This window comes from Pseudogemmobacter sonorensis, assembly GCF_042762395.1.
Lineage (GTDB): Bacteria > Pseudomonadota > Alphaproteobacteria > Rhodobacterales > Rhodobacteraceae > Pseudogemmobacter > Pseudogemmobacter sonorensis.
Window position 1 is genome coordinate 1 of record NZ_JBEFZE010000032.1, and the last position, 13348, is coordinate 13348.

The following is a 13348-nucleotide window of genomic DNA, read 5'->3' on the forward strand; positions in this document are numbered from 1 at the left end:
TTCCTCACGCGGCAGTTGCGCCACGCGGGCGGCAGGGAGGTATCGGTGCCCTCGCACAGCCGCCAGTTCCTTAGCGGCCTCAAAGCGGGCCTCTGCATCTCGTGTGTCACCGGCGAGTCGGGCTTCCTGTTGAGTGACACGAGATACTGCAGGGAGTGCGAAGACCTGCGGTGATCTGCGAAGAACCGCGATGGGCCAATGAAAACAGGGATTTCCGAGAGGATGGATGGCCTTGAGGCCCATGAACAGCGTGTCATTCAGGAAACCCCGAAAACCGCCATTCAAGGGCTGTTGAAGACCGTGGGCGAGGCAGCGATCAGGCGCCTGCGTGACGGCCGTAACCGCATGAGAAACAAGGGCTTTAGGCGGTTCGGCGGAGGAGTGCAGAGAGCGGGCTGACCATCGGAACATACAAATTAGGCCGTAAGTTCGCCCGGCCAGTTGTATGTTTGAAATTATCATGTGAAATCATATGGATGGTCGGGACGGGCAAGTCGGGGAGCTGTGGCCGAACATACAACTGATTTTACGGATCAGCCGTCCGCTTTTCTTTTCGGATCGTGCAGGTCGGGGAAGTGTGGATATTCGGGCACCAGGCGCAGCAGGTCTTCGCGCGGCAGGGCAGCCTCCAGCGCAACAATGGCCTCGGTCGCGAAGCTGTGCCACATCGGCGCGCCGTTGCGCCGCGCATCTTCGGGCAGCCCATGGAACCGGCAGAGTGCCCTTGCTGCGCGTTCGACCGGGGGTTTTTCGCGGGTGCGGGGCATAGGGGCTCACGGAGTGTTGTCGTCAGCATTCAGGCACATGGCCTCAAACCGCCCGCGAGGCAGACCATACGCTGTTTTCACATCATTGCAGCCGACCCATGTTTCACTCTCCCCGAGAAGATAGGACAGCCGGGAGAAGAACAGATCATATTCGGCCGCGCTTTGCGAAAGGCTTTGCTGTCCGGGAGTCGTGGCAATGCCCGGAACGGTGTTGCCGCCGGTGTCAATGGTTGTGTATGGTCCCACCCCACTGATATTAGAGTATATTTTCAGTTCTGCTGTCGAGCCTTTTACTGAAAAATCAAATATGTAATTGCCCGTCGCCGCAGCGATTACATAATAAGCCAGAACCGATCGGCGCGCGAGGAAGCCGTCGCTTTCGTATTCGAACTTCACATCCTTGGGATCGGCGAGCCGCAGAACCTTCTCTGCTGCTGCTATGATCTGCGCACTGCTATGCCCGCGAAACTGCCGCGTCGTGTATCTGGCCTGATCTTCGCGGGTCCAGGACTGCGGTTGCTCTACGCAGGCGGCAAGCCCGAGCAGAAGGAAGGCAGCGTGTATCGCTCGCATGAATCAGATCACTCCCTGTTGGTGTGGCCCCACCACATAACCTCGCCGATGACGTTCGCACCATCCCATTGATCGGCCGGGACTAGCTCGGGGCTGAATTCTGGATTGTCCGATGTCAGGATGACTGTGTCGTCGAGGACGGATACCCTTTTGACACGCGTGCCGTGGTCGGTCGTGAAGGCGTAGATCGGCGCCTTGGCCTTGGTGCCATGATGGCGCGGTATCTCGCGCGTTGCTGTATTGATGAGGACTAGATCCCGGGGATGGATGGTCGGAATCATGCTTCGCCCCAGCTCCCCGTCGGCGATTCTGGCCAGAACCGCTTTTGATGGGATGACCCCTATGCGTTTCAGCCAGTCCTGCCGGAATGCGAGATGTTCAGTGATCTCCTCTCCGCCGAGATTGACCACACCAGAGCCCGCAGCAAGCTCCGCAGCATAGACCGGCACAGGCACGAAGTCTGCAGGCCCGGACAGGGATTGCTGTATGTTCTGCAGCACTGACCGAGGCAGACTGGCAGCGCTGTGCTCGCCCGTAAGGATGTAGAGAACATCTGCTCCGTGTTCGGCGATGCGGGATAGAAATTGTCCATCTGGATAACGCTCGCCGTTCTCGTAGCGCACCTGTGAAGGTTTGCTCGCATCAGCTAGTGCGGCAAAAGCCTCTTGGCTTAGACCCAGTCGCTTCCGCTCGGCGCGTAGGCGCGCGCCAATAGTGTCCATTCGGACAATTTCCCGGTTGACTGGTTCCATTTGGATAACTAATCTTGCGTAAGGTCTACGAACGGACACTTTGCGAGGTTTCAATGTCGGCGCAAGCCCTTCCCTATCAGCCGGGGGCGATTTTGCATGACGCCATCGTCGGCGCGTTCAAGGCTCGCGGTCTGAGCTTCGAGTCCTGGTGTGCGCAAAATGGTGTTGTGCCCTCGGCCGCCCGTAATGCCACCTTTGGCCAGTCCAAGGGGCCAAAGGGCAAGGCATTGCTGGCCCGGATGATCGAGGCGGCCGGCGCTGAGGTGGTTGAAGCGGCTTATCTTGCCCGGCTCAAATCGCACGTCAGCGCCCTCAAGTCGGGAGCTGCATGATGTTCGGTCCTAACCATGATCCCTTCTGGGTCGGTCAAATCATCGGCGAAGACCCTTTCATCAACTTTCCTCGCGGCCAGGTCTTCTTCGGCCGGTCGCGCGTTCCAGGCGCTCCTGAGGGCGGCCTCCTTGCGTACGTCCAGCCCTGCACCGTGACGAATGCGGAGATCGACGATCGTGTATCCCACGGCGAGTTCAGCTTCGACGTCATCGACGAGCACAGCACAACGATCTGGTTCACCGACCGGACGAGCTTCCGCCTCGCGTGGTCGATTGCCCGTCAGATCATGGCAGGCAGGAAGTTCGGAGGCGATTTCAGCGCGGGAATGATCCACGAGTTCGACGGCACCACTTCTGGCGCCCGGCTCATTATCGACCCTTCCGCGCATCATATCGGTGAGGTCGCATGATGCAGCCGCTCCCCGACTTTTCCACCCTGTCCCTGCCCGAACTGCGCGCCTGGAATGACGCGCTGCGCGCCGCCATCGCCGCCGTGGAGGCGTCCCGGGGGGGGGCTGAGTTCATCTCGGACGCCGAGGGCGTCTCGGTTGTCCTGTTCTTCCCCTTTCAGCCCGAGGAGTGAGGCCGTGAGCCCGTTCTATCGCCTGCGCCGCGGAGTGGCGCTGATCATCTGCCCGGAAATGGGCGTTGAAGCCCGGTTGAAGGCTGCGCGTGATGCGGGGGCTTTCGACGTCGATTCGGTTCGGGTCCCGGCCCTGAATGTGCCTTTCTGGCGCCGCGCCGTCGCCTGCGCCGCCCGGATCGAGGACAGCCTTCTCGGTGACCTGATCGGCGTCGGGGCGCTGTTCGCCCTTTTGTGGCTCGGCCTGATGGTCGGATACGTGCTGGGGCTCGTGTGATGGCGGATCATCACAACATGCCCGCCCCCGGCGCCGATTATGTGGTCTTTCGTGTTACCGGAAAAGGCTACGTGGTGCTGAACCCTTCGCGCAAGCAGGCCTCCGGTGTCTACCACGATCTTGCGTCAGCGCAGGCGCGCTGCGACCGGCTGAACGCCGAGCTTGATCGGCGCCTCAAGCGCGGGCCGCGGGCCTGCATGTGCTGCGGTGAGACTTTCGCTAGCGAGGGCATCGGCAATCGTCTTTGCCACCGCTGCCGCCATCTGGACGGTGGTCCTGCGGTCATGGCCTTTGCACGGCCTGCACGGCGCAGCAACGGGTGAGCGCAGGCATGACCGCACCGCGCCTCATGCAGCAGCAGACCCGTGCCCTGGTCGCCGAGGTCATCATCGGCGACCGGCTGCGCCCCGTCTCCGAGGCGGGCGTCGAGAGCCTGATCGCCTCGATCCGCCAGACCGGCGTGATGAAGGATGCGATCCATGTCCGCAAGAAGAAGGACGGCAAGCTGGTCCTGATCGCGGGTGCCCACCGGTTGGAGGCAGCGCGCCGCCTGGGCTGGGAGTATGTCGAGGTCAAGATCTGGACGGACGTGACCGACGACTGGTCCCGTCTGATGGAGGTGGACGACAACCTGGCCGGGGCCGAGATGAACGCGCTCGATACAGCCGTGTTCCTGGCCGAGCGGAAGCGGCTTTACGAGAAGCTGCACCCGGAGACCCGGGCTGACGCATTTCACGGCAATCGGCACACCGGAAAGCTAGCGAGCGACATCGTGTCGTTCGCTAGCTCGACCGCCGAAAAGTTCGGCCTGTCGAAGCGCCAGATCGAGCGGATCGTTGCCGCCGGATCCGCGCTGACCCGCGACGAGGTTCGCAACCTGCGCGCCGCCCCGGCGCCGGTCACGCTGAAGGATCTGACCGAGATCGCGCGGATCCCCGAAGATCACGACCGCGCGATGGTGGTGCTGAAGCTCGCGGGGGGCAATGCGAAATCAGCCTCGGCCGCGCGCAGGCAGCTTGAGACCGAGGAGGGCCGTGCGCCGACCGTCGATCCGATGAAGCAGAGCGAGGCCGAGTTTCGCGCGATCGCGGCGGCCTGGAAGCGCGCGGGCGCAGCGGCCCGCCGCCGCTTTATCGCCGAAGTGCTGGATCGGGAAGGCGGTAGCGCATGACCCGACACTTGCCCGTCAAGGAGTGGTGGACCGCCCGCGAAATCGCGGAAGCTGCCCTGCCGGATCTGCCGAACAGTCAACAGGGCGTCGAAGCGGAGGCCAAGCGCGATGGCTGGCGCGGGCATCCCACCCGTGCGCGCAAGCGCGAGGGGCGCGGCGGTGGCTGGGAGTATCACTGGCGGCTGTTCCCGTCGTCGGCGCAGCGGAAGCTGATCGTCGAGGCGAATGCGCCCGAGGAGCCGAAATCCCGGCCCGACCGGGACGAGGCCTGGGCGTGGTTCGACGCCCGACCCGAGCATGTGAAGACCAAGGCGAAGGCCTGCCTGCGGATCGTGCAGGAGGTCGAGGCGCTTACGCCCGCCGTGGGTAAATACCTGGCCGTCAGCATGGTCGCGCGTCAGCACAAGATCAGCGATCGGGCGATCTGGAGTTGGTTCGAGCGGGTCGAGGGCGTCCGTCGCGACGACAGGCTGCCCTATCTCGCTGATCGGCGTGGGGCCACGACCGTCAAGCCGACGAAAGCCGCTGTCGCTGCGGAGTTCTGCGACATCCTGAAGGGGCTCTACATGCGCCTTGAGGGTCCTGACTTCCGGCCCGCGTGGCGTGATGCCGTCAGGATCTGCCGGTCTCTGGGCAGGGAGTTTCTGGAATACCGCACCGCCTTGCGCTGGTATCAGGCCAATGTCCGGCGCACCGATGATATCTTCGCGCGAAAGGGCATTGCCGGGCTTCGGTCGATGTTCCCGCCCCAGATCCGCGACCGCAGCACGATGACGGCCATGGAGATGGTCACCGCCGACTGCCACAAGGTCGATGTGTTCGTCTGGTGGCCCGGGATCAGGACGCCCGTTCGGGTGCAGTTGATCGCGTTCCAGGACGTGTATTCCGGCAAGATCCTCGCCTGGTCGATCGATCTCAACCCGAACAAGATCGCGACCATGCAGACCTTCATGAAGGTGCTGCGCGATTACGGCATACCCGGCCACTGCCTTTTCGACAACGGGATGGAATTCGCCAACAAGGATATGACCGGCGGCGCGAAACATCGCTTCCGCTTCAAGGTTTCCGAGGAAGATCCGATCGGAATCCTCGGCATGCTTGGGGTTGGAATGACCTTTGCCACGCCCGGGCACGGGCAGGCCAAGCCGATCGAGCGCAGCTTCGGGGATCTCGCCGAGGATCTGGCAAAGGATATCCGGTTTGCCGGTGCCTATGTCGGCAATCGCCCGGAGGCGAAGCCCGAAAACTACATGTCCAGGGCGATCGACCTTGGCTATTTCCTCGAAGTCGTCGAGGAGCGGATTGCCGAGCACAACGCCCGCGAGGGCCGCAATTCCCACACGGCGCGTGGGCGCAGCTTCGATGAGGCCTTCGCCGAGAGCTATCAGCGCACTCCGATCCGTAAGGCCACGGAAGAGCAGACCCGGCTCTGCCTGATGGCGATGTATGTGCGCAAGCTGCAGAAGACCAACGGCCAGATCACGCTCTACAAGAACCATTACTGGTCCGATTGGATGAGCGAAATCGCGGGCCAGACGGTCACCGCGCGGTTCAACCCCGAGGATCTGCATGAGGGTGCCTACCTTTACGGGATGGATGGCGCCTACCTCGGCTTCGCGGAGTGCCGCCAGAAGACCGGTTTCCGCGACATCGCATCGGCCAAGGCGCTCGCGCGCGAAAACAGCCGCCGCCTGAAGGAGGCGCGCAAGCGGCTGGCCGAGCTGCTGCCCGTCAAGGGCAAGGATATCGCGGCCCAGCTCGATGCCCTGCCGAAGCCCGAGGCCTCGTTGCCCGAGGCGGTAGTGGTGCAGCTTGACCGGCTCAGCCAGCTGGAAAGCCAGAAGATGCGTGGCGGCCTGATCCGTCCGGCGCTGCCGACCCCGGACACGTCGCGCGACGACGAACTGACCGTGCTGCAGGTGGATTTCGCGGCGGCCCGGCAGGAGCCGAAGCGGCAGGATCCGGAAGTTGCCCGGTTCTGGCGGCTCCTCGACATCGAGACCCGCCTCAAGGCCGGAGAGGACATCCCGGCCCCTGACGCCGAGTTCTGGGGCCGCCTGCACACGCACCCGACCTATCTGGCCCAGCGGGAAATCTACGACCGCTACGGCGCCCAGGCCATCGGATGAAAATACCGCCGGGGGCGGTGGGGCCCCACGGCGGATTGACGAGCAGAGGAGACACTATGTTGGACGGAATGGAAAAAATCAACCTGGTGAAGAACGTCGCGCCCTTGCGCAACGTGATGTTGTTGGGCGCCCTTATCCGCAAGGTGACTGACCGCGATGAGGGCATGCCGGGGATGGCCTGTTTCCACGGCTTTTCCGGCTACGGCAAGACGCAGGCCGCGATCTATAACACCCAGGCGACGCGGGCCTGCTGGATCGAGGTGAAGTCGGTCTGGACCCGGAAGACCCTGGTCGAGAAGATCTGCGCGAACCTCCGCATTCCGGCTGGGCGCAACGTCGCGGAAAGTGTCGAGAAGATCGGCGAGGAACTGTTGAAGTCCGGTCGGCCGCTCCTGCTGGACGAGGCGCACATCCTCTGCACCGACGGCATGATGAAGCTGGTGCATGACATCTATGAAAGCTCGCATGGCGCCTCTGTCATCCTGATCGGCGAAGAGCCCTTGCCTCAGCTCCTGACGCGATGGGAGAGGGTCCACAACCGGATGCTGGACTGGGTGCCGGCGCAGCCTGCGGACCTGCGCGAGGTCGGTATCCTCGCCGGGCTGAAATGCCCCGATCTGACGATCGCAACCGAGGTGCTGGAGCACGCTCTGATCGTCTCGCAGGCGGTGGCGCGGCGTATCGTTTCGAACCTGAACCAGGTCAAGGACTATGCCCGGACCGAGGGCAGGACCGAGATCGGGCCGGGCGACATCGCCGAAATCCGCTGGATGGCAGGTCAGGCGCCCGCACCACGGAGGATTTTCTGATGAGCGCTCCCGCGAAACCCACGGGGCGGCGCTCCGCAGATCAGGGCATCGATGGCCGTCAGGCGATGTGGCTGGCCCTGAAAAAGGTGCCGGATCAGATCACGGTCACGGCGATCGCGAAACAGACCCGGTTCAACCGCTCGACCGTAATGCGCTATTTGAAGGCGCTGACCGAGGCGGGCCATCTGGAATACCTCGAACCGCCGCCCGGCCGCCCCGGCGCCTGGAAGCTGATCAGGGACGTCGGCCATCACGCCCCGCGCGTCCGGGCCGATGGCAGCAGGGTCACGCTGGGCGAGGTCGTGGGCCAGCTCTGGCTTGCGATGTGCGGTCTCAAGGACTTCGACTTCCGCGACCTGATGCAGAACGCCTCGATCGAGATCCCCGAGTCGACGGCGAAGGATTACTGCAAGCGGCTGCTGGCCGCGGGCTATCTTCGGGTGCTGACGAAGGCCGATCCTGCCCGGGGCCGCATCGCGCGCTACCGCCTGATCCGGCCCTCGGGTCCGAAGGCCCCGCAGGTGCAGAGGGTCCGTCAGGTCTATGACCCGAACACCGGCGCTATCTATCCGGCGGAGGCAGGGCTGTGAGTGCTTCCACCCCTCTTGATATCGCCCGCGCCTCATGGGGCGAATCCCTCCCCGACTGGGTCGCGGTGCTGGCGCAGGAATGCGCCCGCACCAGCCAGAGCCGGGTTGCGAAGCGCCTGAACCGCTCGGCCTCGCTCGTCTCCTATGTGCTTCGGGCGAAATACCCGGGCGACATGGAGGCGGTCGAGGAGGTGGTGCGCGGCGTGTTCATGGACAGCACCACGATCTGCCCGGCCCTCGGCGAGATTTCCACCGCGGCTTGCCGGGACTGGATCCTGCGCTCCCGGTCTTTCTCCAACGAAAACAGCGAGCGGGTCCGCATGTATCGGGCCTGCCGCTCCTGCCCGCGGTCGAAGAAGGAGGAAGCCCCGTGAAGATGCCCTTCAACCCGGTTTTCACCGATCCGGCCGGGGCTGTGCCGCTGGACCGCCTCTTGCAGATCTACGCCGATCTCAACGGGATCAGCGTCCGGGAACTGACCGGCCATGCGGCCACCCCGGAGGTCACGCGCCTCCGCAACGAGGCGATCTGGGCGGTCCAGCAGTTCGCGGGCGGGCCGCTCGCCGATCTCGGACGGCTGTTCGGCGGCCGGTCGGTCAAGGCGATCGACCATGCGCTGGATGCGGTGGTGATCCGCGCGGCGATGGATCAGACCTATGCCGGGCGGCTGCGTAACCAGCTCGCAGCCATGCGCACCGCGCTCGCGCCGCCCCAGACCATGTCCGACAGCACGAAGATCGCCGCAGCCGCCGGGGTTCTGGCCGACCGCAACCTCTCCGATGCCGATGCGCGCCTCGCCGCGCTCGAACTCCTTCGCCTGGGCGCGGTGCCCGGCGGCACGGAACACTCCCCCAACCAGAAGGAAGCCTGAAATGCCCAGTATCGTCGTTGGTGGCCCCGACGCCACCCACATGCTCAACCATAGGGGGCACGCGGTGCCGATTGACCGCGTGTCGGATGTCGACAAGCTGATCACCGATACGGTGCTGAGCATTCGCGCCCACGCCGAGGAGCTGGCCGATCGGGTCGCGCGCTTCAAAGGCCATACCTACGACGATGTCGGGGCCTGCCTCGCGCTGATCGCCGAGAAACACGGTGTGAAGCGCGGGGGGCCGAAGGGGAACATCAGCCTGGTCAGCTTCGACGGCTGCACTCGTGTGGATGTGCGGACCTCCCCCAACGTGATCTACGGGCCGGAGCTGGATTTCGCCCGCGACACGCTTGGCGAATACCTCGCCCTCTACCCCGATCTTCCGACCGAAATCGCGGCCATGATCACCCTGGCGTTTGGGGTCGACCAGCAGGGCACCGTGAACCGCGAACGGCTCTACTCGCTGCGTCGCCTTGAAAACGATCACCCTCTGTGGGTGAAGGCCATGGATCTGATCGTGAAGAGCGAACGGCGGATCGGCTCGAAATCCTATATCCAGATCTCGCGCCGCGATACGCCCGATGGGCCCTGGCAGATGATCCCGATCAATCTGGCGAGGGCGTGATGGATCCTGTCCAATCTGAACTTCATGAGCTTCTGGACGCGGTGGAAAAGGTCTGGCGCGCCTTCGGCGCTCCGGGCGATCACGGCTACGGAACGCGCGAAGGCGATGCGGTGTTCGCGCTCTATTCTGCACGATCCAAATTGTTGATCGCCATCGCCGACCAATCGAAGGCGGAGGCGGTGTGATGGCGCGCCGTGTCCCCCGCTATCCGCGATTAGAGCGCGAGGCCAAGGTGCTGGATCGCGGCCCGGAGATGTCGGTGGAATCATCCACCGGACCCGCCGCCAGCGATCTCGGCGTCTGGGTGATCGCCCGGCCCTATGACGACAGTCGGCGCGTCTTCGAGATCGATGACATCGCCCGCGAACTGGAGGTGTTGCTGTGATCCTGTCGCTCGACACCATTGCGCCGGGCACGGCAGAGGCCAAGGCGCAGGGGTGCATCTGCCCCTGTGGGCCGCCGTGGCCGGTGATGACCTATTTTCACCATGAAGGGCGCTGGTTTCGTCCTGACTGCCCAGCACATCGGAACGCAGTGCTTCTGGAGGTGCAGCGCATATTCGGGAGGGCGCAATGACCGCCGCCCCGCTTCGCATTACTGCGCCGCTGCGCCTCGTTGAACGTCACCCCCTCGGCCAGCGCGTCGGCGGCGCCGAAGGCACGGTGGGCGGTCTGCCGGTGATCATCACCTTGACGGAGGATGAACTGCACATCGCCTTCACGCATGTGGATGCCCCCGCCGCCGTGGTCAATCTGATGGATGTCACCCGCGCCGCCACCGCCGCCACCGCCGCCGCGCTGTTCGGGGCGGAAAGGAGATCGTGAGGTATGACCATGTATGTGAACGTGCGGATACGGATTGAAGGGGAAGGCCTCAGCTTCGGCAGCTCTGAAAGCGAAGCGAAAGCCATCGTCGCGGAATACTTGCGGGACCTTGCCGAGAACGTCGAGCGCGCCGAGGACTCTTCTGCCGGTGGAGACATTCAGGATAGCGATACCGGCGTGATCGTTGGTCGCATCGAATTCGATTTTCTGGGCTGACCATGTCCATGAAATGGCGCTGTCGGCTGTTCTGGGGCAACCCCTGCACATCGCCTCCCGATGGGATGCCGCGCACCATTATGGCCGTGCTTTGTGAACGCACCTGCCCACCATATCCCCCCGAGATCGAGGCGATGATGGCGCAGCCCGACTATCGGCCTGGAACAGGCTGGACCATCGGATTTGACTGCATCGAGCAGCGCCCCATCCGGCGCTGGAGCCAGGAGGCTCGCGCCCGGGTGCGCCAGCGCAACCTGCGCCGCCGGATCGAGAAGAAGTTTCCGCTCTTTGCCGAAGACTTCATCGCGGCAGAGCTTGCTGCCCGCCCCAGCTATTACGAGGGTTCCAATGACCGCCGCTAATCTTCGCAAGATGATCCACACCGCCTGCCGCCAGCTCGGGCTGGACGAGGACGCCCGGCGCGGCCTTCAGGTGGTCGCCACCGGCAAGGCCAGCATGTCGGATATGTCCGAATCGGATCTGCGCAAGGTGGTCGAGGCGTTGAAGAAACGGGGCTTTGAACCCTTTGGAAACAGCTACTTCAAGCGTGGCCAGAAACCCGCTCAAGGCCGGGCGAAGCCGCTCGCGCCGCGCGCCGATCTGCGTTTAATCCATGTGATGTGGAAGCTCCTCGGCGAAGCCGGTGCGATCGACAAGCCCGGCCGTGCCGGGCTGAACGCCTTCATCCGCGCCCGCTTCGAGAACACCTGGAAATCCGTGCCGATCGACATCGACGTGATGCGCGACCACGGGCAGATCGACGATGTGGTGCAGGCGCTCAAGGCCATGTGCCGCCGTGCGGGCGTGAGGCTGAAATGACCCGCCGCCGCCCGCATGTCAGCGATCACGCCATGCTGCGCTACCTCGAAAGGGTGGTCGGTATCGACGTGCAGCAGCACCGAGCGGCGGTCGAGGCCGCTGTCGGCCAGGCCGTGGATATGGGGGCCTGCGGCCTGGTGCGGGGTGGGTTCCGCTATTGCATCGACGATTACCGAGTCACCACGGTTCGGCCGGTCTCGTCGGATCCGCGCTTTCCGCGCCAGGCGTTCAGGGAGGCGGAGGAATGATGGTGCGCCCGGTTCTTTCGGGGGGGGGCGCCATGTCGCTGACTGACTGGCCCTTTGGTAGCCTCACTCCGCTGAAATACGGCGCCCTCCTCGCCGATCCGCCCTGGGCCTATTCGATGCGATCGGAAAAGGGTCACGCCAAAAGCCCGGAGGCGCATTATCCCACCATGCCGCTCGAGCAGATCAAGGCCCTGCCGGTCTCCGAACTGGCGGGCAAGGATTGCTATCTGTTCCTGTGGTCCACCTGGCCGCATGTGCCGCAAGCGCTGGAAGTGATGGCAGCCTGGGGCTTTGACTATGTCACCGGCGGCTCCTGGACGAAGCGCACCGTCAACTGGAACGTGGCGATGGGCACCGGCTATGTTTTGCGATCCGCCACAGAACCCTTCCTCGTGGGCCGGATCGGTCGGCCCTCCATCGCGTCCAGGTCGGAGCGCAACGTGCTTCTCGCGCCCGAGGATGTCCCGGATTCGATCGAAGCGATCCGGCGCGAGCACAGCCGCAAGCCGGTGCAGATGCGCGAGATGATCGACCGGCTGCTGCCGCAGTCGTATTTCTGCGAGCTTTTCGCGCGGGAGGCCTGGGAAGGCCACGATGTCTGGGGCAACGAGGCCGAAAAGTTCGAGGGCGCGACGTGACCGCCTGGATCGACGAACTGGAGCGTGATCTCGGCTTGGCGGCGCGGCTGCGGGTGATCGCCAATGCTGGCGGCCAGCGCCGGGACATCCCGCGCCCCGAGAATGCCGCCGGGTCGGCGCTGGCGGTCGAGGTCGGTGAGGAGATCGTGCGCTGGCTCGGCGAGCGGTTTGCGGGTACCAAGATCGACATCCCCTCCGCTCGCGGTACCGAGGTCCAGCGACGCGCCAGCTTGCTGCGGGCCGCGATCCTCGAAGCCGGATTGACCGAACCGCTGCGCTCGGCCAATGATCTGGCGCGGGAACACGGTGTCACCTCCATGTGGGTGCGCAAGCTCCGGGCAGAGATGCGCCGCGATGCGGGCATCGAACCGCAGCAGCTTTCCCTCTTCGGCTGACCCTCCCCCGAAACTGCATCCCCCGGCCTAAGTCTATGTGGTGTGTGGCATCCCAGATCTGACCGGGCGTGTCGCCCGTTACGCGGGTGATCCCACATGTCCAATCGCACCATCCAGACCGGCCTGCGCGATCTCGGCTATTCGCCGGGCGCCATCGACGGGCTCTTTGGCCCCCAAACCCAGACTGCGGCCGAGGCGTGGATTGCTGCGGCAGGGAAGCCCGCTGCCGCTGTCCCGAGCGGCGATCTGCCGTGGATGACCGAAGCGCGCCGTGTCCTCGGCCGCCATGAGGTCCGTGACAACGGCTGGCTGCGGTCCTGGTTGAAATCCGATGGCCGGACGCTGGGCGACCCTGCCAAGCTGCCGTGGTGTGGGGATTTCGTCGAGACCTGCATCCGGCTGGCGCTGCCGACCGAACCCTTCCCCGGCGCTCTCGGCCAGAACCCCTACTGGGCGCGGAACTGGCTGGAACTGGGGGAGCGCACGGCCGTGACCTATGGTGCCGTCCTGGTCTTCGAACGCGGCAGCGGCGGCCACGTCGGCTTCGCGGTCGGCGCCGATGCCGCCTGCTACCATGTCCTCGGCGGCAACCAGAGCAATGCGGTCACGATCGCCCGCATGGAGCGCAAGCGCCTGCTGGGCGCGCGCTGGCCGAAGAGCTTCGCCGCCCGGCCCATCTCCCTGCCCACCCTCTCCGCGAACGCGGCCATCAGCAAGAACGAGGCCTGA

General features: G+C 64.4%; 25 protein-coding genes. 22 read left to right on the forward strand and 3 right to left on the reverse strand.

Annotated elements, in window-relative coordinates:
* Positions 1-533: 533 nt before the first annotated feature.
* The 3 genes from ABNX41_RS17535 to ABNX41_RS17545 form a co-directional block, all read right to left on the reverse strand.
* On the reverse strand, positions 534-668 hold the full coding sequence (locus ABNX41_RS17535; RefSeq protein ID WP_438670998.1) for a hypothetical protein: 135 nt from the start codon (positions 666-668) through the stop codon (positions 534-536).
* Between the two features lie 105 nt (positions 669-773).
* Positions 774-1340: a hypothetical protein gene (locus tag ABNX41_RS17540; RefSeq protein WP_438670999.1), complete on the reverse strand. Its 567-nt coding sequence runs from the start codon at positions 1338-1340 to the stop codon at positions 774-776.
* Positions 1341-1348: 8 nt separating this feature from the next.
* The gene (locus ABNX41_RS17545; RefSeq protein ID WP_438671000.1) at positions 1349-2092 is read right to left on the reverse strand and encodes an XRE family transcriptional regulator; all 744 of its coding nucleotides are present in this window, start codon (positions 2090-2092) and stop codon (positions 1349-1351) included.
* 14 nt (positions 2093-2106) lie between these two features.
* Here ABNX41_RS17545 and ABNX41_RS17550 point away from each other — a divergent pair, with 14 nt between their 5' ends.
* From ABNX41_RS17550 to ABNX41_RS17655, 22 genes are all read left to right on the forward strand, one after another.
* Positions 2107-2424, forward strand: a complete 318-nt coding sequence (locus tag ABNX41_RS17550) for a hypothetical protein (RefSeq protein ID WP_438671001.1) — start codon at positions 2107-2109, stop codon at positions 2422-2424.
* Positions 2421-2834, forward strand: coding sequence for a hypothetical protein (locus tag ABNX41_RS17555; protein ID WP_438671002.1), 414 nt, complete (start codon positions 2421-2423; stop codon positions 2832-2834). Before ABNX41_RS17550 ends, ABNX41_RS17555 begins: the two co-directional genes overlap by 4 nt.
* Complete coding sequence (locus ABNX41_RS17560; protein WP_438671003.1) at positions 2831-3007, forward strand: hypothetical protein; 177 nt, start codon at positions 2831-2833, stop codon at positions 3005-3007. The genes ABNX41_RS17555 and ABNX41_RS17560 overlap by 4 nt, the downstream gene beginning before the upstream one ends.
* Positions 3008-3011: 4 nt before the next feature.
* Positions 3012-3284, forward strand: a complete 273-nt coding sequence (locus tag ABNX41_RS17565; protein WP_438671004.1) for a hypothetical protein — start codon at positions 3012-3014, stop codon at positions 3282-3284.
* Positions 3284-3607, forward strand: a complete 324-nt coding sequence (locus ABNX41_RS17570; protein WP_438671005.1) for a hypothetical protein — start codon at positions 3284-3286, stop codon at positions 3605-3607. Before ABNX41_RS17565 ends, ABNX41_RS17570 begins: the two co-directional genes overlap by 1 nt.
* An 8-nt stretch (positions 3608-3615) precedes the next feature.
* Positions 3616-4455 carry a ParB/RepB/Spo0J family partition protein gene (locus tag ABNX41_RS17575; RefSeq protein WP_438671006.1) on the forward strand — a complete coding sequence of 280 codons (840 nt, stop codon included), beginning with the start codon at positions 3616-3618 and terminating at the stop codon, positions 4453-4455.
* Positions 4452-6584: a transposase domain-containing protein gene (locus ABNX41_RS17580; protein ID WP_438671007.1), complete on the forward strand. Its 2133-nt coding sequence runs from the start codon at positions 4452-4454 to the stop codon at positions 6582-6584. The genes ABNX41_RS17575 and ABNX41_RS17580 overlap by 4 nt, the downstream gene beginning before the upstream one ends.
* A 68-nt stretch (positions 6585-6652) precedes the next feature.
* Positions 6653-7393, forward strand: a complete 741-nt coding sequence (locus ABNX41_RS17585) for an AAA family ATPase (protein WP_438671008.1) — start codon at positions 6653-6655, stop codon at positions 7391-7393.
* Positions 7393-7983: a helix-turn-helix domain-containing protein gene (locus ABNX41_RS17590; protein WP_438671009.1), complete on the forward strand. Its 591-nt coding sequence runs from the start codon at positions 7393-7395 to the stop codon at positions 7981-7983. Before ABNX41_RS17585 ends, ABNX41_RS17590 begins: the two co-directional genes overlap by 1 nt.
* Positions 7980-8357, forward strand: a complete 378-nt coding sequence (locus ABNX41_RS17595; RefSeq protein WP_438671010.1) for a hypothetical protein — start codon at positions 7980-7982, stop codon at positions 8355-8357. Before ABNX41_RS17590 ends, ABNX41_RS17595 begins: the two co-directional genes overlap by 4 nt.
* A complete protein-coding gene (locus tag ABNX41_RS17600) occupies positions 8354-8854 on the forward strand; it encodes a hypothetical protein (protein ID WP_438671011.1) in 501 nt (166 codons plus the stop codon). The genes ABNX41_RS17595 and ABNX41_RS17600 overlap by 4 nt, the downstream gene beginning before the upstream one ends.
* A 1-nt stretch (position 8855) precedes the next feature.
* The gene (locus ABNX41_RS17605; RefSeq protein WP_438671012.1) at positions 8856-9479 is read left to right on the forward strand and encodes a DUF3164 family protein; all 624 of its coding nucleotides are present in this window, start codon (positions 8856-8858) and stop codon (positions 9477-9479) included.
* Positions 9479-9664, forward strand: a complete 186-nt coding sequence (locus ABNX41_RS17610; RefSeq protein ID WP_438671013.1) for a hypothetical protein — start codon at positions 9479-9481, stop codon at positions 9662-9664. The genes ABNX41_RS17605 and ABNX41_RS17610 overlap by 1 nt, the downstream gene beginning before the upstream one ends.
* Positions 9664-9864: a hypothetical protein gene (locus ABNX41_RS17615; protein ID WP_438671014.1), complete on the forward strand. Its 201-nt coding sequence runs from the start codon at positions 9664-9666 to the stop codon at positions 9862-9864. Before ABNX41_RS17610 ends, ABNX41_RS17615 begins: the two co-directional genes overlap by 1 nt.
* Before the next feature lie 187 nt (positions 9865-10051).
* Complete coding sequence (locus ABNX41_RS17620; RefSeq protein ID WP_438671015.1) at positions 10052-10303, forward strand: hypothetical protein; 252 nt, start codon at positions 10052-10054, stop codon at positions 10301-10303.
* Positions 10304-10306: 3 nt separating this feature from the next.
* Positions 10307-10519 carry a hypothetical protein gene (locus ABNX41_RS17625; RefSeq protein WP_438671016.1) on the forward strand — a complete coding sequence of 71 codons (213 nt, stop codon included), beginning with the start codon at positions 10307-10309 and terminating at the stop codon, positions 10517-10519.
* Between the two features lie 2 nt (positions 10520-10521).
* On the forward strand, positions 10522-10881 hold the full coding sequence (locus tag ABNX41_RS17630; protein WP_438671017.1) for a hypothetical protein: 360 nt from the start codon (positions 10522-10524) through the stop codon (positions 10879-10881).
* On the forward strand, positions 10868-11338 hold the full coding sequence (locus ABNX41_RS17635) for a phage protein GemA/Gp16 family protein (protein ID WP_438671018.1): 471 nt from the start codon (positions 10868-10870) through the stop codon (positions 11336-11338). The genes ABNX41_RS17630 and ABNX41_RS17635 overlap by 14 nt, the downstream gene beginning before the upstream one ends.
* On the forward strand, positions 11335-11586 hold the full coding sequence (locus ABNX41_RS17640; RefSeq protein ID WP_438671019.1) for a hypothetical protein: 252 nt from the start codon (positions 11335-11337) through the stop codon (positions 11584-11586). The genes ABNX41_RS17635 and ABNX41_RS17640 overlap by 4 nt, the downstream gene beginning before the upstream one ends.
* A gap of 32 nt (positions 11587-11618) precedes the next feature.
* A complete protein-coding gene (locus tag ABNX41_RS17645) occupies positions 11619-12224 on the forward strand; it encodes an MT-A70 family methyltransferase (RefSeq protein WP_438671020.1) in 606 nt (201 codons plus the stop codon).
* Positions 12221-12619: a hypothetical protein gene (locus tag ABNX41_RS17650; RefSeq protein WP_438671021.1), complete on the forward strand. Its 399-nt coding sequence runs from the start codon at positions 12221-12223 to the stop codon at positions 12617-12619. Before ABNX41_RS17645 ends, ABNX41_RS17650 begins: the two co-directional genes overlap by 4 nt.
* A 96-nt stretch (positions 12620-12715) precedes the next feature.
* Positions 12716-13348, forward strand: a complete 633-nt coding sequence (locus ABNX41_RS17655; protein ID WP_438671022.1) for an NlpC/P60 family protein — start codon at positions 12716-12718, stop codon at positions 13346-13348.